This window comes from uncultured Corynebacterium sp., assembly GCF_947253065.1.
GTDB lineage: Bacteria > Actinomycetota > Actinomycetes > Mycobacteriales > Mycobacteriaceae > Corynebacterium.
Genome location: NZ_CAMXWS010000005.1, coordinates 58,481 through 78,425 on the forward strand (window position 1 = coordinate 58,481; position 19,945 = coordinate 78,425).

Below are 19,945 nucleotides of genomic sequence, written 5' to 3' on the forward strand. Positions count from 1 at the left end.
GGGACTAGCATGGGGCCCATGAATACACGCGGAAAACTCACCCCAGGAAAGCCCACGCCGATCCGAACCGTGCCCGAGTCGATCGAGCGCCCCGAGTACGCGTGGAAGGACGACGTCCAGGAAAATATTGGCGAGCCGTTCATCCAGACGGAAGAGACCATTGAGAAGATGCGCGAGGCCTCCCGCATTGCCGCAAACGCGCTGGAGGCTGCCGGTGCTGCCGTCGCGCCTGGTGTGACCACCGACGAAATCGACCGCATCGCGCATGAGTACATGCTTGACCACGGTGCATACCCATCGACGCTTGGCTACCGCGGCTTTGAGAAGTCCTGCTGCACCTCGCTCAATGAGATTGTCTGCCACGGCATCCCGGATACCACCGTCATCCAAGAAGGCGATATCTGCAATATCGACGTCACCGCCTACAAGAACGGCGTCCACGGCGATACCAATGCCACCTTCCTGGCCGGCGAGGTGTCTGAGGAGCACCGCCTGCTCGTCGAGCGCACCAAGGAAGCCACCATGCGTGGCATCCGCGCTGCCAAGCCTGGCCGTCAGATCAACGTGATCGGTCGCGTCATTGAGTCCTACGCCAAGCGGTTTGGCTACAACGTGGTCACCGACTTCACCGGCCATGGTGTCGGCCCGACATTCCACAACGGGCTCGTTGTGCTGCACTACGATTCCGATGCGTACACCGACATCCTCGAGCCCGGCATGACGCTCACCGTTGAGCCCATGATCAACCTCGGTGGGCTGGAATACGACATCTGGGATGACGGCTGGACCGTCCAGAACCGCGACGGCGAATACACCGCACAGTTCGAGCACACCATTCTCATCACCGAGGACGGTAACGAGATCCTCACGATCCCAGACTCCGAGCGCTAATCCCCGAAAAGCAGGGACATCGCGCCGAACGGGTGAACCTTATTGGTCACCGGGTACCCGCGCGGGGATCTCCAGACAGGTCTGCCCCTGATTTTGACGATTCTGCCCCGGTTCCTCCGCCGTGGATCGTCATCGTTGGTGTGGTTGTGATATCTGCACAGCGGCGCCAGGTTCGACATATTCGTCTGACCGCCACGTGACCACGGGTTGATGTGGTGGACTTCGCAGTTATCGGAGGCGTGGCGGCAGTCGGGGACGGGGCACGTCGATAAGCTTGCTCGGGCGAGGTCGCGCTGCTTCCTGTTAGCGAAACGACTCGTGCGGTACAGGTTCACGGCGCCCTCCTGCGGGTGGAACAATGCCACCTCGAGGTCGTTGCCGTGATGTTTAGCTAGGTAGTCCGCGCCCGTGATCGTCGTGCCGTCAGTCAGGCCGAGGATCGTTTCGTCGCCATCGCCGCGCACGATATTGATGTGTTCCGGTAATGGAACCAGCACGAGCGGGCGTGGCATCGCTGGTGCGGCCGGCGCTTTCGCATCCGTGGACCGCAATCCGAGCATGCTCATCAGCGTTTCCAGCATTTGCGGGCCCGCTGGCGCGTCGGACGAGACCTGTTGACGCAGCGCGAATTCCAACGCCGCCATATCCGCCTCTGTGCCCGTCGCGGTAAGTCGCCGCATGCCGTCGCGGGATTTGCCGAACGCAACCGTCGCCTTCGGCTTCGGCGGCTTCTGCGCGGGAACGATCTCTGTGGCTTTGCGCTTGAGCGTCTCGCAACGCCCACCAACTCCGAGAAGCTTCAGCCGCAGCTGCCATTTCTCGCGTTCGTCGACGATGTGCTTGATGCGTGATTCGATGATCCAGAGTTTGTCCGTGGTGAAGCCTGCCTTACGCGCCGCTTCCGCCGCATATTTTTGTTGCCTGCTCCACTTGGTGGGGGCGAGGTAGATCTTGTGGATGGTTTCCCACCGCTTCACCGTCGGGCGGTCCAGACCCGCGTCGAATGCTTCCTGGGCGTCGAAGTGCTCCAGGAAGTCGAGCGGGGCCTTGAGCGCCCCGAGCATCGCGGTGAATTGGTTCATGTTTTCAATCTTGACATCACCACAAGCCTGTGAAAAGGCCTTGTCCACTGAAGTAGACATCCCGCCAACCCTATGCATGAAAAAAGACCGCCCGAAGGCGGCCTTTTCAAAGATCTAGTAGCTGGCCACTAGGGCCGGCAGAAACTAGAACGGCAGGTTCACGTTGAACTGGTTCCAGTTGATCTGCGGCAGGTAGCCCTCGTGGAGAGCCCAGTTGCCAGCGCCGATGACGATGCCAACACCGGTCAGCAGTGCGAACCACTCGACGGAGTCACGCCAGATACGTGCCCACTGCGGCAGCGGGCCAGTGTCCTTGCCCCAGAAGTTGCTGATCTGAGCGTCGGTCTCACGGTCAAGAGCGGCACCGAAGCCGGTGGATCCCTTGCCCTCGCCGGTCTTCTCGAAGCCCTTCTTCAGAACCTCGCCGAGGGTGGCGTCCGTGCGACCATTGTGCTCGCCGCCCCAACCGGAGAAGAAGTGGGAGGAGCTGGTGTTGTTCGGGTTCTTCGGAGCCTCTTCAGCGCCTGCGACGGCGGTGCCACCGAAAGCGACTGCGGTTGCGGTTGCTGCTGCAAGAGCTGCGTTGCGGAACTTACGCATGATATTTCCTTACTTTCTTAGAAATCGAGGTGATGACGGGAGTTCGAACGCAGTGTTTAAGCGAACGGGCCGTACTTAATGAAGTTGTAAGCCGGTGCGATCGCCAGAGCTGCGACTGCGGTGACACCGAGGATAGCGGTGAAGACGTACAGACGCTTGCCAGCCTCATTGGCGTTTTCCCAGTCCTTGGAGGAGCCGAAGAGCTTCTCACCGTCGGTGATGTCGCCTTTGCCGCCCTTTTCGCCGATCTTGAAGATGTTCTGGCCAACCCAGGAGGACAGGCCCGGGTTCTGGGTGTTGTCCTGCTGCGTGGAGGAGTTGTTGCTCTCCGGAGCGTCTGCAGCGGTTGCAACAGAGGTGCCACCGAAGGTCAGTGCGAGAGCGGTTGCGCCAGCGATGGCTGCGTTGCGGAAGTTACGCATTTTCACTGTTCCTTTTCAAATAGTTCGAAATTGGTGAACGAAGTTCATCGGGAATCCTCGTTCGCTTTCGGGGGGTTAGTGTAGCGCACCTCATTGGAATTTGCAGTTTCCGGCAACCTTTTCTCAAGGGAATTGAGTTTTCTTGCGGAATCCTGCCAACGAGGTCTGCTATTTAGTTATAGCTAGCTGGGCGAACTTCGTTACTTGAAGCGTTGTGTTTCGCATCACACCTCGGGAAAGTCGAGGTCGAGGCCGAGGATGGCGTTCTCGGTGACTTCGGGGAGTGCGGGGTGGATCCAGTATTGGTGTCGGGCGACTTCGCGCAGGTCGAGGTCGAATGCCATGACTGTGATGAGTTGTTGGATCAGGGTGGATGCTTGGGGGCCCATGTAGTGGGCGCCCAAAAGTCGGCCGCTGTTTTTGTCGGCGATGAGTTTGACCACGCTGCCTTCGTCTTCGAGTGCCCAGCCGTAGGCGACGTCACCGTAGTTTTGGATCTTGCAGGTGACGTCGTAACCGGCGTCGCGGGCTTCGGCTTCGGTCATGCCGACGGTGGCCAGTTGCGGGTACGTGAACACGGCGGACGGGACGTGGTCGTGGGGCATGGGCACCATTGCGTCGGGGTGCAGGATGTTGTGTCGCACGGCGCGCAGCTCAGCGTTGGCGACGTGTTTGAGCATGTAGGGCGAAGAGACATCGCCGAGCGCCCACACACCGTCCGCAGTAGTACGGCCATGCTTATCGACGACTACCCGTCCCCGCTCATCCATCTCCACCCCGGCGGCGGCCAGGTTCATGCGGTCGCCATTGGGGACTCGTCCGGTGGCGACGAGGAGGGCGGCGGAGGTGACTGTGGTGCCGTCGTCAAGCGTGAGCGTGACGCTGTTGTCGTCGTGGGTGGCACTGGCGACGGTGCGTCCGATGTGTGTTTCGTAGCGTGGCGCGGCGAGCGCGTTGAAGCGGTCGTGGATGTCTTTGTCCAGGTGCCGCATAAGTGGAGAGCGGTTGATGAGGCGGACGTGCGTGCCCAGCGACTGGAAGACGTGCGCGAATTCCATGGCGATGAATCCGCCGCCGAGAATCGTGATGGATTCGGGCTGTTCGGGCAGGCGCATGACGTCCTCGTTGGTGAGGAATGGCACGCCTGATTTTTCGATGACCGGCGGGATGAAGGGGCGGGAACCAGCAGCGATGATGATGGTGTCACCGGTGATCTCGACAGGCTCGCCATCGAGAGTGGTGGAGATGGTCTTCGGGCCAGTGAAGGTGGCGTGATCGCGGAAGAGCGTGACGTTGGGGCACTCGTCGCCGCGACGGTACTCTTCGCCGCCCTGGGAGATGAGGTCGATGCGCTGGCCAAAAACGCGGTCAACGATCGCAGGCCAGTCCGCCCCCTCGAACGTGGTGTGAATGCCCAGGCGTTCGGAATCTGCGGCGGCGTGCGCGGTGTCTGCGGCGACGACATACATCTTCGTTGGGATGCAGCCGGAATTGAGGCAGGTGCCGCCGAAGCGCGGGGCTTCGTCGATAATTGCGATTGTTGCGTCGTCGAATTCCGGGGTGGGGAAGGAATTGCCGGAGCCGGAACCAATGATGATGTAGTCGAAGTGCATATATCTAGCTTTCGAGAGCGTTTAGCCAAGCATCAGTGGTATCGAATGCCTGGCTGCGGGGATGTGGTTGGGACAAGAAGACATCGTGCAATGCGCCGGGGATGGCGGCCGTTTCGTGCCGCTTGGTTGTCAGCTGCGGCGCCCAGTGTTGGATCTGCTCAACATCGAGCACGGTGTCAGCGTGATCGGCGGCAGGTGAATACGGCTGACCCAAATAAGAATGCGACGAGCACAGCGTGAGGGTGGGCACGGCAGCGTCGGTCGCGCTGTGGTGCAGCTTCTTTTGACCTTCGAGTACGGCATTGAGCCAGCCGACGTATTTGTCGTGGCCTCCCAAACGCTTCTTCTCTGTATCGAAGTCCCATTGTCCGTGGCGACCTTTATAAATGGAGTCGCCGTAGGTCGCTTCACCTGAGATGGGCAGCTTCATATTCGGTGCAATTTTCGCGCCGACCTTAATTACGGGGCGCAGTACTTTCACCTGCCAGGTCGGAACCTGCATGTCCACCCAGGGGCTATTGAGGATCATTCCGGCAACTAGCTTGTGCGTCGCGGGATCGTTGCGGCGCAGGTGGTCAAGCCACAGCGGCACGATGAGCCCGCCGGTGGAGTGGGCGAGCGGAATGACAGAACCATGCTTGCCCGCGATCAGCTTGGTTGCTTGCGTGAGCTCATCGAAATAGGTGGCCATGTCATTGGTGTGGTGCCAGCGCTGTCCGTCGCGGTGCGCGCGGCCGCACTTGTGCAGATCGATCGCGTAGAACGGGTAGCCCTGTGCGGTGAAGTGATCAGCGACATGCGACTGGAAGAAATAGTCCGACATGCCGTGGACCCACACCAGGGCGGGCTTTCCCGTCGGGGTGTCGTCATTGGCTTTGATCAGAACGGCGACGTTATCGCCCTCACCATCGGGGTCCGGGCCCAATGGGAGGACTGCTTGGGAGAACCCGTCGCCGAGGATGTCTGCGTCCCAGCCCAAAGAATCGATTTCGGGAACACTATTTGCGTCCAAATTCATGGCCTTCATCTTAGAGACGAACCCCAGGGGGTGGCCACGTGCGTCGATATGTCCGCTCGTGGGCAAAAGTTTGTGGTTTTTGGGGGTAATTAAGGGCGTTTATTGTCCATGCGAAAAGGCATGGAGTGATTAGAGTAAGCTTCTACACCATTGCATTAACCGATTATCGGATCGAAGAAGGTCATTGAAAGTGTCATCACCGAATTCGCAGCAAGCATCCAGCACGAGGAACGGAGACGAGGTTGATGTCCTCCTGATTGGTGCCGGCATTATGAGCGCCACCTTGGGCGCCATGATCCGACAGCTGGAGCCGGACTGGACGCAGATGATCTACGAGCGTCTTGACGGTCCTGCGCTGGAGTCCTCCTACCCCTGGAATAACGCGGGTACCGGCCACTCCGCACTGTGCGAGCTGAACTACACACCTGAGAAGAATGGCCGGATCGACGTATCCAAGGCCCAGAACATCAACGAAAAGTTCCAGGTCTCCCGTCAGTTCTGGGCTCAGCAGCTCGAAGAGGGTGTGCTCACCGACCCGACTGAGTTCATCAACCAGGTCCCGCACGTCTCGTTTGCGCAGGGCACTGACCAGATCGACTACCTGCGTCGTCGTTACGATGCCCTGAGCCAGAACTACATGTTCCCGGACATGAAGTTCACCGACGACCGTGATGAGTTCACGGAGAAGCTGCCTCTCATGGCAAAGGGCCGCGATTTCGACCGCGAACCGGTTGCTATCTCTTGGGTCGATGCGGGTACTGACGTCAACTACGGCGCACTGTCTAACCAGTTCTTCAACCACGCTCAGAAGGCTGGTACGGAGATCCGCTACGGCCACGAGGTTGTGAACCTGGAGAAGAAGGGCAACTTCTGGCATGTGAAGGCAAAGAACCTGCACACTGGCGACACCGTCGTCACGCGTGCTCGCTTCGTCTTCGTCGGTGCTGGTGGCTACGCCCTCGACTTGCTGCGCAAGGCAGGCGTCCCGGAGGTCCGCGGCTACGCTGGCTTCCCGATCTCGGGTGCATGGCTGCGCACCACCAACCCGGAGCTGGTGGAACAGCACCACGCCAAGGTTTACGGCAAGGCTAAGGTCGGTGCTCCGCCGATGTCTGTCCCGCACCTGGACCTGCGCGTCGTTGATGGCAAGAAGTCCCTCCTGTTCGGCCCGTTCGGTGGTTGGACGCCGAAGTTCCTGAAGGAAGGCTCCTACCTCGACCTGTTCAAGTCGATTCGTCCGGACAATATCCCGTCCTACCTGGGTGTTGCTGCGACGAACTTCGGTTTGGTCAAGTACCTGGTCGAAGAGGTCTTCAAGTCCTTCGACAGCCGTGTTGAGGATCTGCGCGAGTACATGCCGTCTGTGGACGGGGGCGATTGGGAGTCCGTGATCGCGGGCCAGCGCGTCCAGATCATCAAGCCGGCAACCCCGCCGAACTTCGGCACTCTTGAGTTCGGTACCGCACTGGTGAACAACCAGGATGGTTCTATCGCTGGTCTTCTGGGTGCGTCCCCAGGTGCGTCGATCGCTCCGGCTGCAATGCTTGAGCTGCTCGAGCGTTGCTTCGGTGAGCGCATGATCGATTGGGGCCCGAAGCTCTACGAGATGATCCCGACCTACGGCAAGTCGCTGAAGCGCCACCGCGATCTTTACGACGAGCAGTGGGAGAACACCCAGCGCGCTCTGAAGCTGGATAACTAGGTTCCACAGAACGTCACGAAGGGTTCTCCTTCGTCGCCTTCGGGCTCGGCCATCCAGGCCGGGCCCGCTTCTGCGTTATAGGGATCTGTGACAGCTGCAAGCAGCGTGAAATAGGGCGCAAGGTTTCCGTCTTGTTCTGCGGCATTGATCGCTGTTTGCAACATGCGGTTGCGTGGAATGAAGACGGGCCCGTCGTAATGCGAATGGTTGTAGGTAGTTATGTCATTTGCTCGCCCGAGCTCTCCAGGGGCGGGGACATGTTTCGCCCATGCGCGGTGCCAAAGTGTCTCCATATCAGCGAGGACTTCCTGCATTGCTTCGATATTGCTTATTGGCAGCAGTGCTTCGGCCAGACGGGTGAGGTTCCACGCCATGATGTCGGGCTGGTTACCAAAGGCATAACGGCCTTGCGCATCGATAGAAGAAAAGCATGCATCGGCCCGGAAACGCTCAGTGAATGCGCATGGTCCGTAGTCGATGGTCTCGCCGGACAGAGCAGTGTTGTCGGTATTCATCACCCCATGGACGAACCCGATTCGCATCCACTGCGCGACAAGGTCGAGTTGGCGTGACATGACATCGGCGAGCAGATCCTCTGGCGCCTTAAACCCTGCGGCCTCCACGACAGCGGCGACCAAGTCCGGGGATTGCGTCGCGGCATATTGCACGGAACCGACGCGCAGGTGGCTGTGTGCCACGCGCACCACGACACCACCGGGGACTGGCCCTTGCTGCCGTACAACCGTCTCGCCGGTGGTCAGCACCGCGAGAGCACGCGTGGTGGGAACACCGATGGAGTGCATGAATTCACTGATCAGATATTCACGCAGCATCGGGCCAAGTGCCCCACGGCCGTCCGATCCCGGTTTGGAAAACAGTGTGGGCCCGGAGCCTTTCAGCTGAATCTCTATGCGGCCTTCTGGGGTGGGAAGGTCGCCGAGGAGGAGGGCGCGGCCGTCGCCAAGCAATGGCACGAACTGACCGAATTGGTGCCCGGCATACGCTGTCGCGTGACCGCCGTTGGCCCCTGTAAGCCAGCGCAAACCTTCGTCGCTGCGCAACCATTCGCAATCAAGGCCGAGTGTGCGTGCCAGCGCCTCATTGAGTACGACGAGCTGCGGGGCGGGGAAATCCGCGCCGCGTGATTCGACCGCCATGGACGGAAGTGCGTCAGCGAAGGTGTGGGCGAGTTTCGGTTGTGGCATGGGCCCCACCCTAGACTTGGTGTCCATGAACGGAAGTGTGATTCTTGTCGGCGGTGGTCCTGGTGCGTGGGATTTGATCACGGTGCGCGGACTGCGTGCGCTGGAGGCAGCGGACGTGATTCTGACTGATCATCTGGGCCCGACGGATCAGCTGGACCAGTTCCTGGATACGGATGGCAAGGAGATCATTGATGTGGCGAAATTGCCGTATGCGCGCCAGGTGGCGCAGGAGCGCACGAATGAGCTGATGATCACGCATGCCAAGGCAGGCAAGCGCGTCGCACGGCTCAAAGGCGGCGACCCGTATGTGTTCGGGCGCGGTTTCGAGGAGCTGCAGGCTTGCGCAGCAGCGGGCATCACGTGCGAGGTCGTGCCAGGCGTGACTAGTGCAGTGTCGGTTCCCGCGGTGGCCGGGATTCCGGTGACGCAGCGAGGTGTGACGCATTCTTTCACTGTCGTGTCCGGGCATCTTGCGCCGGATGATCCGCGTTCGCTCGTGGACTGGGAGGCGCTCGCGCGCGTGGGCGGCACCATCGTGGTCATCATGGGTGTGCGTCAGGCGCCCGCGATCGCGGAGACGCTGCAGCACGTTCTTCCTGCTACGACGCCAGCTGCGATCATTCAGGAGGGGGAGACCACCCGTCAGCGCCACTTCCACACCACGCTCGGCGCGCTCGCTGAGACGATGGCGCGCGAGAACATCACCAACCCCGCTGTCTACGTCATCGGGGAGGTCGCAGGCCTTGCGCACGCTGGATAAACTCATCGTCGACGAAGCGCTTATCGACGCCACCCCCACCACCCTCATCTGCCACGACCCGTCCCTGGACCTCACCCGCACAGCCCTGGAGGCTGGCGGGAAGGTGGTCTTCCTCGACGCAGATTATTCGCGCAGCCAACAAGCCGCCTCCCTTGGCGCTGTGATTGCCGGTGATACCCGCCTCGATGAGTTCCTCGCTGGCTCTACTGGTTCCGCTGTAGCGATCGGGGAGATGCCCAAGTCGCTGGCACGCCTGGACTACCTGGCACGTTCGATTGCCGGTGCTGGTTTCGACGATGTTCGCCTCGTACTGGGCGCGAATAACAAGCATCTTTCGCGCGGCATGAATGGCGTGCTCGCTGAGTCTTTCACCGATGTCGCCGCTTCACGCGGTCGCGGCAAATTCCGTTGCCTGGTTGCTTCCGGCCCCCGCGATGTCGCTTATTCACCCGTGCACGGCGACGGCCTCATCGCCATCGGTGGCGTCTTTTCCGGCGCAAAGCCTGACCGGGGTGGCGAGCTTTTGCGTTCCTGCCTGCCCGATTCGCTCGGCCGATTGTTGGATCTCGGGTGTGGTAATGGCTCTGTCACTCGTGGGCTCGATGCGCAGGCGACGGACTCTGACGCTGATGCTGTTCTCTCCGCCCGCGCCATCGGCCTCGAGGTGACATGGGACGATGCCGGCTCGCGTTTCCCAGAGGCGTCCTTCGACACCATCGCGCTTAACCCGCCATTCCACGACGGCACAGCTGTCGATGCCACCTTGGTACAGCATCTTCTCGACGCCTCCCGCCGACTTCTCGCGCCCAGCGGCTCCCTCTATCTAGTGCACAATTCGCACCTGCGTTACCGCAGTGAAGTAGAGCACCGCTTCAGCTCCGTAGAGCAGGTTGCCCGCAATAAGACGTTCACGGTCTTGCGCGCTTCCAACTAACCCAGAAGCTGGGGCAGGGCATTGGCAGCAGTGTCCTCGACGACGACCTCCGCTAAGTGTGACAGGTCCGTGCGCATGGGTGTGACCTCGATGATCGGGATCCCCTGGGCGTGTGCCAACAAAGGTAGACCAGCAGCCGGGTAGACCACGCCTGAGGTCCCCACGATCAGGACTGCATCAGCCGTGCGCATGCGACGTTCTGCTTCTTGCCACTCCGCTTCCGGGAGTGCCTCGCCGAACCACACCACGCCTGGTCGTACCGGGCCACCGCACTCCGGGCAGGCCGGCGGAGTGATCTCAGCGACGGGCTGCTCGGGGAAGGGGATGGGGTGGTTATAAGGTACGTCGCAAAGCGAGCAACGGAATTCAAACAAGGAACCGTGCAGGTGCACGACCTCCGTACTGCCTGCTCTCTCGTGCAAATTATCGATATTTTGGGTGGTCACCGTCGTTTTCGGCGAGCGTGCAATCGCGATGTGCCCTGCGTTCGGTTCCGCCTGCTGCGCGAGACGCGCACGCCACAAGTACCACGCGAACATCGTGTCCGGATCGTTGTGCCACGCGTCGGTGGACGCCATATCCTGCGGGTCGACGTTCTCCCACAGGCCCGTCTGCGCGTCACGGTAGGTGGCGATACCGCTGTCTGCGCTCATACCGGCGCCGGTGAAGACCTCGATGTGCGTGGCACCCGCGAGGATTTCTTGTGCACGAGTAATACTCATATTTTCCCAGGCTATTGCGTGACTAGCCGATCTGCACCCTTGTCGTGCAATCGATCTTCGCGTATCTACGCCCGTTCTTGTCCACGTTATTCAGCGAATAATTCCCGCCGTACGCACGGCAGCCGGTGTACGTATCCACTGCAGCTGGTGCTTGCTGAGGTGCCTGTGAAGGTGCTTCTTCGCGCTGCGCCGCGGTGCGCTCTGCCTCACGCTGTTTCTCCGCACGCTCCTGCTCAGCTTTCAGGCGTTCCTCCTCGCGACGCTTCTTCTCGTCTTCCCGACGCTTCTGTTCCTTCTTCTCCTTCTTCTCCGTCTTCTCCAGGGCCTTCTCCGCGTCATCGACCTGGGAGGCGGTGCGGTCGAGGAATTCGGTAAGTTCCGCTGAGTAGAAGAATTCCTGGGCGCGACCGGCTTGCTCATCGCGCTTAAGAGCTCGGCGCATCTCGTCGACGGTTCTCCGCATGCGGCCGACGATCTCGCGCGCATCCCCCATACGCTTCGGGTCCGAAAGATCCAGATCATTCAAGCTCTCCGAATCCTGCTGCAAGCCCTCCAACTTCTCCTTGTCCTGCGGAACCGGCGCGAAGCAGCCCACCTCGGCGCCGAAGACCCCGGACTTGTTGTTCTTCGGGCCAGCTTCAGCAGCGAGGATCCGGTCGTAGAATTTCCGGTTCGGCTCAAAGACCACCGCGTGGGCGTAGCCTTCCTTCACGATGACTTCGTTGATGAAAGTGGTCTCCTTGAACACGCCCGCCAGTTCCCGTCCGTAGCGGTCTTGAGTTTCGACGTCATACTCCAAAGAGACCTTTGTTCCCGCAGGAAGAAGCTCCTCAAGGCGAGTTTTGGCTTCCCTGGCAAAACACTCGTCGGAAACGCCGTTGCGCCCAAGCTCAGGGGTGTCAATGTTGAGCAGCCTGACCCGCTTCGTTTCGCCCTTCACAGAAACATCGATGGTGTCGCCGTCGATGACGCGCTCAACCGACGTGTCTCCGCGGACGAAATCGGCGACCGCAACGCCAGTGCCCACCAGCGCTGCTGCCGCAAGAAGGGCCAGCAACTCTTTCATTTTTCACCTATCTCAAACCAGCAAGAACGGTGCGACGCACACCAGGATGAGCAAAACACCCATCGTGTAGACATACTTCTTCACCGGCGGGTGTGCCCAGTTCAGATCTACCTTTGACTCGTTGAAAGGCGAAATCCACATTGCCATTGGGTCGGCGGGCTCGTTATAGAACCCCATGCCCGATCCTGCGCCAAAGTGTTTCTTCCTGTCTCTCTCAGCCTCGTCAGTCGGCATCTCCTTCATCTGCTTTGGCCAGCGAGCGATGAGGACGAAGGTGTAGATAACCGCTGCAAAAGATCCGATAACGAGGGTGACCAACGCCGGTGTTGTGAAGCGCCCGTATTCGGGGAATGTCATCGTCACCTGCAGCAAGCACAGCGGAACGACGATGGAAAGGGCGATCCATGCCAAGGAGAGCTGTGTGATGCGCAACAGTGCGGCAGCTTTATCCGCGGCAGTCTGTGAAAAGGGAATGGGGGAGGTGGGGGAGACAGGGAGGCGTCGATAAGCGATATGTGGATGAGGCGCTGCAAAGCGCAACAAGACCAGGAGCAGCAGCGAATACCACGCGCCGAACGTCGCAGCGGGAAGAGACTTGGCCACCCAGCGATCGACCTCGCCGTCCGGGCCGACGTGAACGGGGATCTGCTCGGGCACCGCGTCGTAGCGCAGCACAACGACAGCGAACGTCAGCAGCGCCACGCCGAGCGCCGCGCTGTACAAGGCTCGTGAATTCACATGTCCACTGTAGTGGACACGCGCGGGTGGAAAGCCATTGACAGTGCAAGAATGGCTGGAGGGGGGAGACATGGATAAAGAAAAAGCACACGCGCTTCTTGGGGCATTGGTGTCCACGCGGTCGGCAGCTTCGGGTGGCCTCACGCAAGAACGCCAATTGCGCCAGGGGGAACTCGTCGAGCTTTCGTCGAGATTTGCTCTGCCGCGCGAGCTCTATTCGGCGTTGGAACCGTATGAACAAAAGTGGATCACCGTTGCCGCAGTAGCGGCCGGCGCACCCCGAGCGGTGTTGTGCGGGCGGTCGGCTGCGCGGTTGCTTGGGATGTGGGTGGTACCTCCTGCGGAAGAAAAGGTCGAGCTCATGCTGCCCTCCGGAGGTCTGCCCCCGAAATCAAAGTGGGCGCCTGGGGTTGTCTATTACCGCGACGGGTTCCTCGCCGACACTTTCGCGGAAGCCCACGGTTTGCACATGACGACCTATCTGCGCACTGCCTTCGACATCGCAGCGCGTCACGGTTTTCTTGAAGGGCTAGTGGCCGTGGACTGGCTTTTGGGACACGGTGTCGTGACACGGAATCAGTTGCAGCTGGAAGTCCAGCGTATGCGCGGGCGGAAGGGCGTCGGGTCGGTCCGTGAGGTAGTTCGTCACGCAATCGATTGTTCGGAGTCGCCTTATGAGAGCTATGCCCGGGGGCTTCTTATCGAGGCGGGCCTTGAGGTACGCGCGCAGGTGCAGATCGGGAATTTCCGCGTTGACCTGCTCGTCGGCCGTGTGATTGTCGAAGTGGATGGCCGTGGAAAATACGACGGGGTCACCTACAAGCCGTTAGATGAGACATTGCGCTCGGAACGCGAACGGGAGAACCAGTTGCAGGACCGTGGCTATCTGGTGCGCCGTGTGTCGCCGCAGGAGCTACGCCGCGATCCACAGGGATTCGTAGAGCGGATCAGGCGCGCACTTGCTGTTTCGTAATGGTCAACGATCGGGCGTGTAACGGCGATCGAATACCAGGTTTGCCTTTTGTAGTTTGCCTTTTGCGAATTTCCGGCTTCCGCGACCTGGGGTTTTGATTATGGCTGCGTGCAAAAGGCAAACCACAAAAGGCAAACCTCCCCCAGAGTGCACAATCACGCTTATCGACGACTCCCCGCGCCCCTACACCACCAAAGTGAGCTGATTCGGGTCCTTGGCATCGGAGGAGGGCAACTCGACGGTCATGCCGGCAGCCTCAGCAATGGCGGCGACGCCTTCGATGTCGGTCACCGAGTCGGCGTCGGGCGCGGTGGCAAGCACCCGGGCGAGTTCGCCCTTGTAGTGCTTGTTGAAGTGGCTGACGACCTTCCGGGAGCCGTCTTCCTGCACGGACTCAACCCGGACGGTGACCGCGCCGGGCACCGGGCCGAGCTGCTGGTAGGCGCCGGAGCGCATGTCCACGATCAACCCATTTACCTCGGTCAGTGCGTCGGTGATGGCAGACCCCCAACGGGCTTTCATTGTGGGGACAGTGCCATCGCGTGCCGGGAGCTTGGAGCCGCCGGAGAGCCGGTAGCGGGGGATGGTGTCGCCGGCGCGGACTACACCAAAGAGGGCGGAGCCGATGGCGAGGCGCGCCAAGGCGGGGTCGGGGAGGGAACCGGCGTCGAGGGCGTCGTAAAGCACGCCCGTGTAGCGGTAAATGGCGGGCATGACGGGCGCTGTGCGGAGCTCGAGGTTTTCTTCGGCTTCCTCGCGCTTGGTACCGGGGAGCTTGAGCGCGGTCATCATCTCGTCGACGTCGAGCGCGGCGAGATCATCCATGATCGCGGAGCGGATTGGATCAAGTGAGGAAAACGACACATCAATGCCGTCCATTTCGCCGCCGGGAGCTTTGGTTTCAGAAGGAGGGAGCACGATCAGCATGCTTTCAAAGCTACCGGGTAAACTCACCGGCATGATCACACGCTTGTCCACGCTGTTCCTGCGCACGTTGCGCGAAGATCCCGCCGATGCTGAGGTGCCCAGCCATAAGTTGCTGGTGCGCGCTGGCTATATCCGCCGTGCCGCGCCGGGTGTGTATTCGTGGTTGCCGCTGGGCCTGCGTGCGCTGCGCAATATTGAAGAGATTGTGCGCGAGGAAATGAATGCGATCGGCGCGCAGGAGTTGCTGTTCCCGGCGCTTCTACCGCGCGAGCCGTACGAGGACACGAATCGCTGGACAGAGTACGGCGATGACCTGTTCCGTTTGAAGGATCGCAAGGGCACGGACATGCTGCTGGGCCCGACGCACGAGGAGATGTTCACGCTCGCGGTGAAGGATCTGTACTCGTCGTACAAGGATTTCCCGGTGACTCTGTACCAGATTCAGACGAAGTACCGCGATGAGGCGCGTCCGCGTGCAGGCGTGCTGCGTGGGCGTGAGTTCGTGATGAAGGACAGCTACTCGTTCGACATGTCGGATGAGGGGCTGGATGAGTCGTACGCGAAGCACCGTGCTGCTTACCAGGCGATTTTCAACCGTGTCGGTTTGAAGTACGAGATTTGCAAGGCGACGTCGGGTGCGATGGGCGGTTCCGCTTCGGAGGAGTTTCTCGCGTACAGCGACAATGGCGAGGACACGTTCGTGGTGTCCACCGCGGGCGATTTCGCCGCCAATGTTGAGGCTGTTGTGACTGTCCCGCCGGCAGAGCAGTCGATCGAAGGCCAGCCGGAAGCGGTTGTGCATGACACCCCGAAGTCGGAGACGATCGACGCGTTCGTTGAGTGGGCGCAGGGCGCGGGCGTGCTTATCGACGATCGTCCGGTCCAAGCCGCCGACACCCTCAAGTGCATGGTGGTGAAGGTCAACGACCCACGCGAAGTGGACGAGGACGGTAAGCCGGTCGGCCCGCAGCTGGCTGGTGTGCTCATTCCGGGCGACCGCGAGCTGGATGAGAAGCGTCTCGAGGCTTCCCTGGAGCCAGCAACATTTGAGCTGGGCAGCGAGGAGGACTTTGCCAAGAATGACTTCCTGGTGAAGGGCTATGTCGGCCCGAAGGCGCTCAATGCCAATGGTGTGAAGGTGTACGCGGATCCGCGCGTGGTTAAGGGGTCTTCGTGGATCACCGGTGCAGATGCGCCGCAGAAGCACGTTGTCGGCCTGGTTGCTGGGCGTGATTTCGAGGTCGATGAGTTCATTGAGGCGGCGGAGATTAAGGAGGGGGATCCGTCGCCAAGCGGGAATGGCACGGTGAAGCTGGCACGCGGCATTGAGCTGGGCCACATCTTCCAGCTCGGCCGTAAATACACCGAGGCATTTGACGTGCAGATCCTCGACGAGAACGGCAAGCGTGCTGTGCCCACGATGGGTTCCTACGGCATTGGTGTGACCCGTATGCTCGCGGTGATTGCGGAGCAGACCCACGATGAGAAGGGCTTGGTCTGGCCGAAGGAGATCGCGCCGTACCAGGTGCATGTTGCCGTGGCTAACAAGGATGCGGCTGCCATGGAGGCAGGGGAGAAGCTCGTCGACGAGCTTGAGGCCGCAGGCATCGACGTGCTTTTCGACGACCGCCCAAAGGTCTCCCCAGGCGTCAAGTTCAAGGATGCTGAGCTGCTTGGTATGCCGTTCATCGTGATCCTGGGTCGTGCTTTTGCAGACGGGATCATCGAGCTGCGGATTCGCGGCGGCGAGACCCTGGAGGTCCCGGCGGATCAGATCGTGGAAAAGATCCAGGAGCTGGTTAACGCGAAGCGTTAACGGATAACTTTGGCTAGGCCGCGCGTTGGGCGTGGCCAGCCAGAAGGATGGCCAATTCGCGCCATTCGGGGGAATCGGCCGTGGCGGCTGCGGCACGCCAACGGTCGATTAAATCTTTTTCAAGGGTGTCCACGAAAGCCACTGCATCCGCGGTGGTCGTTGGTGCGCCCTGAGGAATCTCGTAGCCAGCTTCACGGGCGGGGAGTTCCGCGGCGGGGAAGGCGTGGTGGAGGACTGCGAGGCGGGCGTCGTGAAGCGTTCGCAGGTGGTCGATACGGCCTTGGAGCTGGTCGTCGGCATAAGCACTGGCGATGTCTAGGCCGTATTCCACGGCATATTCCGCACTGATGAGCTGTTTGGCAGCCTCGAGCGCGTCGGTGTCCTTCTCATCGATTGGCGTTGGATCCTCAATGCCGAGCTTGGCTGTCGTGGCAGCGTCGATGGCTTGTGCGACGACGAGAGCGCGGGACTCATCCGGGACTTTGTCTGCAGCCTCGGCGGTCAGGCTGACTAGGGCCCGCGCATTGGTGTCTCCGGGTAGGTCGGTATCGCCATACGTGACATCGCACGAGGGTGGCACCTCGCCGGCATCATTCGTTCCGCAGAGTCGTCGTGCTTCATCCTTGAGTTGCTCGGCATGGAAACCACGCAGCTCACTCCATTCACCATCGCCGAAGACCTTGTCAGCGGAGGCCTGCTTGGCCAGCTTCATGATCGTTCCGTTGGCGCGCGGTCCGAAGACGTCGAGCGGGGAACAAGCGCTCAACGGCAGCGTAAGGGCTGCGGTGAGGCAAACAGCGAGGATCTGGTGGGAGGACTTCACATTGGGAGACTGTACCGCCCGAGTTGACCCGGACCCGTACAGTGGTGGGCATGGCATTTCCAGAAGTCGCTGAACTTGAGAACCTGATCCGCCCCGTCACACAGCCACGCGGGCTGGATATTGAGGCCGTGAAAACGGTTAAGGCAGGTAAGAAATCACAGGTCGTCATCGCGCTCGATGGTGACCAGGCGCCGACGCTGGATCAGTTGGAAGAGGTGTCCAACGAGCTTTCTGAGCTTTTCGACGCCGCCGAGCAGCGCGGCGAGGTGAACTTCGGTGCCGGCTACACCTTGGAGGTGACCACACCTGGTGTGGATCTGCCGCTGAAGGAATCCCGCCACTGGCGCAGGAACCGTGGACGTTTGGTCAAAGCAGGGGAGAAGACCTTCCGCATCGGGGCGTTGAATGCAGCAGAAGACACTGTTGCGTTGATTGTTCCGGCGAAGAAGAAGAGCGAGAATCCCGTGGTGGAGCTCACTCCCATTTCGTCGGTTTCGGGTGCGGTGGTAGAAATTGAGTTCAGCACCCCGCCGGAGACAGAAGTTGAACTGGCGGAGAAGGACTATGACGATGTTGCCACCCTCGCGGTTGAGAGTGGCGAATAAGTTAGACCAGCTAGAGATACGAGAGTAGGGACGACAAGTGAATATTGATATCGCTGCGCTTCAAGGCATTGAAAAAGAGTCGGGCATTTCGGTCGATGATCTGCTGACCACGATTGCGACGGCACTGCTGTCCGCGTACCGCGAAACGCGGGAGGAAAGCGGTCCTTCCGGTCGCGGAGGTGAGGCTGAACTTGAGCATGGTTCGAAGGCTCGTGTGGATATTGACACCGAGACCGGCCATGTCGCAGTGATTGTCTCTGAGCTGGATGAAGAGGGCGAGGTCGTCTCTGAATTCGACGACACCCCGGTGAACTTCTCGCGTGTTGGTGCGCAGGCTGTCCGCGAAGCGATCTTCAAGCGCATGCGCTCTGTTGAAGCAGGTCGCGCCTACGACGAATACTCAGAACTCGAAGGCAAGGTCGTTTCTGGCATCGTGCAGCGTGATGCAAGCGCCAATGAGCGCGGCATCGTCGTGGTCCAGCTAGGTACTGAGGCGAACCCGCAGGACGGCATCTTGCTGCCGGCCGAGCAGATCCCGGGCGAAAAGCTGGAGCATGGCGACCGCGTTAAGGCATATGTCGTGGGTGTGACCACTGGTGAGCGCAACACCACGGTCAACCTGTCGCGCACGCACCCGGAGCTAGTTCGCGGACTGTTCGCTCTCGAGGTTCCTGAGGTGGAAGACGGTTCGGTGGAGATCGTCGCCATCGCGCGTGAGGCTGGTCACCGCTCCAAGGTGGCGGTGAAGGGCACCGTGAAGGGCATCAACGCTAAGGGCGCGTGCATCGGCCCGCGTGGCGCACGTGTCACCAACATCATGGAAGGCCTGAATGGCGAGAAAATCGACATTGTCGACTACTCGGATGACCCGGCGGTGTACGTGGGCAACTCACTGGCGCCGTCGAAAGTGATCAAGGTCGAAGTCTTGAACCTAGAGGAGCAGACGGCCCGTGTGACAGTTCCGGATTACCAGCTGTCCTTGGCCATTGGCCGTGAAGGACAGAATGCTCGTCTGGCCGCGCGACTGACCGGTTGGAAGATCGACATTCATTCCGACGCTGATCGTGCGGACTAGTCGCGACTAATTGCGACTGAATGATCTGGACTGTGTGATTCACCCCGGTACGGGTGAACAACAAGTAACAATTCTGTGGCCAAGTAGCGTATGCTTGAACCTTGGCTTCAATCCTGCAGACATGGCGGGGTGAGGCGTCGATAAGCGAAAATGAGTAAGCAAATTCGAATCCGGACGTGCATAGCAACGCGCAACACGCTGCCGGACGCTCAACTTTTGCGCGTCGTCGTCGATCCAACTGACCCCACGCGGGTCATCGCGGATCCGGGGCGGAGACTTCCCGGCCGCGGGGCCTGGATAACGCCCACCATGGAAGCATGTGAGCTAGCGGAGTCGCGCCGCGCCTTCGGGCGGGCCCTCCGGGTGTCTGCAAACGTGGACACCAGCGCCGTACGAAAGTACATCGCGGAAGAAATTCCGCACAGCAAGTGAAAAGGACTAAAGAACTGATGAGTCTTCAACCATGAAGCAGACCATGAAGCATCAGCGATGAACGTCATGACCATCGTCTAGAGGCCTGCCGCGTAGCTGCGGACTGTTGCCTCTAGCCCAACAAAGAGGAGACAAGTGTCCGGAAAGCTACGCGTTCACGAACTGGCAAAACAGATCGGCGTAACAAGTAAGGAATTGCTCGCCACCCTGAAAGAGGAAGGCGAATTCGTCAAGACCGCATCTTCCACCATCGAACCCCCGGTGGTGAAGAAGATGAAGGCGCTCTACGAAGAGCGCGCTGCCGCAGAAGGTGGCAAGGAAGAAGCACCGGCTAAGGACGCCAAGGCCGCTGCTGACAAGAAGCCGGCAGCGAAGAAGCCTGCCGCGAAGCCGGGTGCAGCTAAGCCTGCTGCAAAGAAGGAAGCGGCGAAGCCTGCTGCGAAACCAGCAGCTGCTCCGAAGCCGGGCGCGGCGCCGAAGCCCGCTGCTGCGAAGCCGGGCCCGAAGCCTGCAGCTGCCAAGAAGGAAGCGCCGAAGCCGT

At 60.4% G+C, this 19,945-nt stretch carries 21 protein-coding genes; 10 read left to right on the top strand and 11 right to left on the bottom strand.

Features of this window, described 5'->3' with window-relative positions:
- Positions 1 to 18 precede the first annotated feature (18 nt).
- Entirely contained in the window at positions 19 to 891 is an 873-nt protein-coding gene (gene map, locus Q0X21_RS02470) for a type I methionyl aminopeptidase (RefSeq protein ID WP_297850110.1), read from the top strand.
- On the opposite strand, the gene Q0X21_RS02475 is transcribed toward map, so the two are convergent.
- The 5 genes from Q0X21_RS02475 to Q0X21_RS02495 all read right to left on the bottom strand — a co-directional run bounded on the left by Q0X21_RS02475 (position 888) and on the right by Q0X21_RS02495 (position 5,626).
- Positions 888 to 2,033 carry an HNH endonuclease signature motif containing protein gene (locus tag Q0X21_RS02475; RefSeq protein ID WP_297850112.1) on the bottom strand — a complete coding sequence of 382 codons (1,146 nt, stop codon included), beginning with the start codon at positions 2,031 to 2,033 and terminating at the stop codon, positions 888 to 890. The genes map and Q0X21_RS02475 overlap by 4 nt on opposite strands.
- Before the next feature lie 84 nt (positions 2,034 to 2,117).
- Positions 2,118 to 2,573 (bottom strand): hypothetical protein, encoded by a 456-nt coding sequence (locus Q0X21_RS02480; protein WP_297850114.1) that lies wholly within the window; start codon positions 2,571 to 2,573, stop codon positions 2,118 to 2,120.
- Positions 2,574 to 2,629: 56 nt separating this feature from the next.
- On the bottom strand, positions 2,630 to 2,995 hold the full coding sequence (locus tag Q0X21_RS02485) for a hypothetical protein (protein ID WP_297850116.1): 366 nt from the start codon (positions 2,993 to 2,995) through the stop codon (positions 2,630 to 2,632).
- Positions 2,996 to 3,219: 224 nt separating this feature from the next.
- Positions 3,220 to 4,608 carry a mycothione reductase gene (gene mtr / locus Q0X21_RS02490; protein WP_297850118.1) on the bottom strand — a complete coding sequence of 463 codons (1,389 nt, stop codon included), beginning with the start codon at positions 4,606 to 4,608 and terminating at the stop codon, positions 3,220 to 3,222.
- Positions 4,609 to 4,612: 4 nt separating this feature from the next.
- On the bottom strand, positions 4,613 to 5,626 hold the full coding sequence (locus Q0X21_RS02495) for an alpha/beta hydrolase (protein WP_297850120.1): 1,014 nt from the start codon (positions 5,624 to 5,626) through the stop codon (positions 4,613 to 4,615).
- Between the two features lie 190 nt (positions 5,627 to 5,816).
- Here Q0X21_RS02495 and mqo point away from each other — a divergent pair, with 190 nt between their 5' ends.
- A complete protein-coding gene (gene mqo / locus Q0X21_RS02500) occupies positions 5,817 to 7,328 on the top strand; it encodes a malate dehydrogenase (quinone) (protein WP_297850121.1) in 1,512 nt (503 codons plus the stop codon).
- Here the strand turns inward: mqo and Q0X21_RS02505 are convergent.
- On the bottom strand, positions 7,325 to 8,533 hold the full coding sequence (locus Q0X21_RS02505; protein WP_297850122.1) for a protein adenylyltransferase SelO family protein: 1,209 nt from the start codon (positions 8,531 to 8,533) through the stop codon (positions 7,325 to 7,327). The two genes, mqo and Q0X21_RS02505, sit on opposite strands and share 4 nt — an antisense overlap.
- A 25-nt stretch (positions 8,534 to 8,558) precedes the next feature.
- Between Q0X21_RS02505 and cobA the strand changes: the two genes are divergently transcribed.
- Positions 8,559 to 9,293: a uroporphyrinogen-III C-methyltransferase gene (cobA, locus tag Q0X21_RS02510; RefSeq protein ID WP_297850123.1), complete on the top strand. Its 735-nt coding sequence runs from the start codon at positions 8,559 to 8,561 to the stop codon at positions 9,291 to 9,293.
- On the top strand, positions 9,277 to 10,227 hold the full coding sequence (locus Q0X21_RS02515) for a class I SAM-dependent methyltransferase (RefSeq protein WP_297850124.1): 951 nt from the start codon (positions 9,277 to 9,279) through the stop codon (positions 10,225 to 10,227). The genes cobA and Q0X21_RS02515 overlap by 17 nt, the downstream gene beginning before the upstream one ends.
- Here the strand turns inward: Q0X21_RS02515 and Q0X21_RS02520 are convergent.
- From Q0X21_RS02520 to Q0X21_RS02530, 3 genes are read right to left on the bottom strand one after another with little or no spacing between them, the layout of a single operon-like run.
- The gene (locus tag Q0X21_RS02520; protein ID WP_297850125.1) at positions 10,224 to 10,949 is read right to left on the bottom strand and encodes an NAD-dependent deacylase; all 726 of its coding nucleotides are present in this window, start codon (positions 10,947 to 10,949) and stop codon (positions 10,224 to 10,226) included. The two genes, Q0X21_RS02515 and Q0X21_RS02520, sit on opposite strands and share 4 nt — an antisense overlap.
- A gap of 22 nt (positions 10,950 to 10,971) precedes the next feature.
- The gene (locus Q0X21_RS02525) at positions 10,972 to 12,015 is read right to left on the bottom strand and encodes a thermonuclease family protein (protein WP_297850126.1); all 1,044 of its coding nucleotides are present in this window, start codon (positions 12,013 to 12,015) and stop codon (positions 10,972 to 10,974) included.
- A gap of 12 nt (positions 12,016 to 12,027) precedes the next feature.
- Entirely contained in the window at positions 12,028 to 12,753 is a 726-nt protein-coding gene (locus Q0X21_RS02530) for a DUF1648 domain-containing protein (protein ID WP_297850127.1), read from the bottom strand.
- 70 nt (positions 12,754 to 12,823) lie between these two features.
- Between Q0X21_RS02530 and Q0X21_RS02535 the strand changes: the two genes are divergently transcribed.
- Positions 12,824 to 13,726, top strand: a complete 903-nt coding sequence (locus Q0X21_RS02535) for an endonuclease domain-containing protein (RefSeq protein WP_297850128.1) — start codon at positions 12,824 to 12,826, stop codon at positions 13,724 to 13,726.
- A gap of 183 nt (positions 13,727 to 13,909) precedes the next feature.
- Here the strand turns inward: Q0X21_RS02535 and yaaA are convergent, their stop codons facing one another.
- Positions 13,910 to 14,653, bottom strand: a complete 744-nt coding sequence (gene yaaA, locus Q0X21_RS02540) for a peroxide stress protein YaaA (protein WP_297850129.1) — start codon at positions 14,651 to 14,653, stop codon at positions 13,910 to 13,912.
- Positions 14,654 to 14,684: 31 nt separating this feature from the next.
- Here yaaA and Q0X21_RS02545 point away from each other — a divergent pair, with 31 nt between their 5' ends.
- On the top strand, positions 14,685 to 16,469 hold the full coding sequence (locus Q0X21_RS02545; RefSeq protein ID WP_297850130.1) for a proline--tRNA ligase: 1,785 nt from the start codon (positions 14,685 to 14,687) through the stop codon (positions 16,467 to 16,469).
- A gap of 13 nt (positions 16,470 to 16,482) precedes the next feature.
- Here Q0X21_RS02545 and Q0X21_RS02550 read toward each other — a convergent pair whose 3' ends face one another.
- Positions 16,483 to 17,292, bottom strand: coding sequence for a DUF4439 domain-containing protein (locus tag Q0X21_RS02550; protein WP_297850132.1), 810 nt, complete (start codon positions 17,290 to 17,292; stop codon positions 16,483 to 16,485).
- Between the two features lie 50 nt (positions 17,293 to 17,342).
- Here Q0X21_RS02550 and rimP point away from each other — a divergent pair, with 50 nt between their 5' ends.
- From rimP to Q0X21_RS02570, 4 genes are all read left to right on the top strand, one after another.
- Positions 17,343 to 17,897, top strand: coding sequence for a ribosome maturation factor RimP (gene rimP, locus Q0X21_RS02555; RefSeq protein WP_297850133.1), 555 nt, complete (start codon positions 17,343 to 17,345; stop codon positions 17,895 to 17,897).
- A gap of 37 nt (positions 17,898 to 17,934) precedes the next feature.
- Complete coding sequence (gene nusA / locus Q0X21_RS02560; protein WP_297850134.1) at positions 17,935 to 18,972, top strand: transcription termination factor NusA; 1,038 nt, start codon at positions 17,935 to 17,937, stop codon at positions 18,970 to 18,972.
- 150 nt (positions 18,973 to 19,122) lie between these two features.
- Positions 19,123 to 19,404 carry a YlxR family protein gene (locus tag Q0X21_RS02565; protein ID WP_297850136.1) on the top strand — a complete coding sequence of 94 codons (282 nt, stop codon included), beginning with the start codon at positions 19,123 to 19,125 and terminating at the stop codon, positions 19,402 to 19,404.
- A 135-nt stretch (positions 19,405 to 19,539) separates the two neighbouring features.
- Positions 19,540 to 19,945 (top strand): translation initiation factor IF-2 N-terminal domain-containing protein (locus Q0X21_RS02570; RefSeq protein ID WP_297850138.1); only part of this gene is annotated, 406 nt, incomplete at its 3' end.

Excerpts from the sequence above, each read along its gene's own strand:
- map (WP_297850110.1), top strand. The coding sequence starts at position 19 with ATGAATACACGCGGAAAACTCACCCCAGGAAAGCCCACGCCGATCCGA.
- Q0X21_RS02475 (WP_297850112.1), bottom strand. The coding sequence starts at position 2,033 with ATGTCTACTTCAGTGGACAAGGCCTTTTCACAGGCTTGTGGTGATGTC.
- Q0X21_RS02480 (WP_297850114.1), bottom strand. The coding sequence starts at position 2,573 with ATGCGTAAGTTCCGCAACGCAGCTCTTGCAGCAGCAACCGCAACCGCA.
- Q0X21_RS02485 (WP_297850116.1), bottom strand. The coding sequence starts at position 2,995 with ATGCGTAACTTCCGCAACGCAGCCATCGCTGGCGCAACCGCTCTCGCA.
- mtr (WP_297850118.1), bottom strand. The coding sequence starts at position 4,608 with ATGCACTTCGACTACATCATCATTGGTTCCGGCTCCGGCAATTCCTTC.
- Q0X21_RS02495 (WP_297850120.1), bottom strand. The coding sequence starts at position 5,626 with ATGAATTTGGACGCAAATAGTGTTCCCGAAATCGATTCTTTGGGCTGG.
- Q0X21_RS02505 (WP_297850122.1), bottom strand. The coding sequence starts at position 8,533 with ATGCCACAACCGAAACTCGCCCACACCTTCGCTGACGCACTTCCGTCC.
- cobA (WP_297850123.1), top strand. The coding sequence starts at position 8,559 with ATGAACGGAAGTGTGATTCTTGTCGGCGGTGGTCCTGGTGCGTGGGAT.
- Q0X21_RS02520 (WP_297850125.1), bottom strand. The coding sequence starts at position 10,949 with ATGAGTATTACTCGTGCACAAGAAATCCTCGCGGGTGCCACGCACATC.
- Q0X21_RS02525 (WP_297850126.1), bottom strand. The coding sequence starts at position 12,015 with ATGAAAGAGTTGCTGGCCCTTCTTGCGGCAGCAGCGCTGGTGGGCACT.
- Q0X21_RS02535 (WP_297850128.1), top strand. The coding sequence starts at position 12,824 with ATGGATAAAGAAAAAGCACACGCGCTTCTTGGGGCATTGGTGTCCACG.
- yaaA (WP_297850129.1), bottom strand. The coding sequence starts at position 14,653 with ATGCTGATCGTGCTCCCTCCTTCTGAAACCAAAGCTCCCGGCGGCGAA.
- Q0X21_RS02545 (WP_297850130.1), top strand. The coding sequence starts at position 14,685 with ATGATCACACGCTTGTCCACGCTGTTCCTGCGCACGTTGCGCGAAGAT.
- rimP (WP_297850133.1), top strand. The coding sequence starts at position 17,343 with ATGGCATTTCCAGAAGTCGCTGAACTTGAGAACCTGATCCGCCCCGTC.
- Q0X21_RS02565 (WP_297850136.1), top strand. The coding sequence starts at position 19,123 with ATGAGTAAGCAAATTCGAATCCGGACGTGCATAGCAACGCGCAACACG.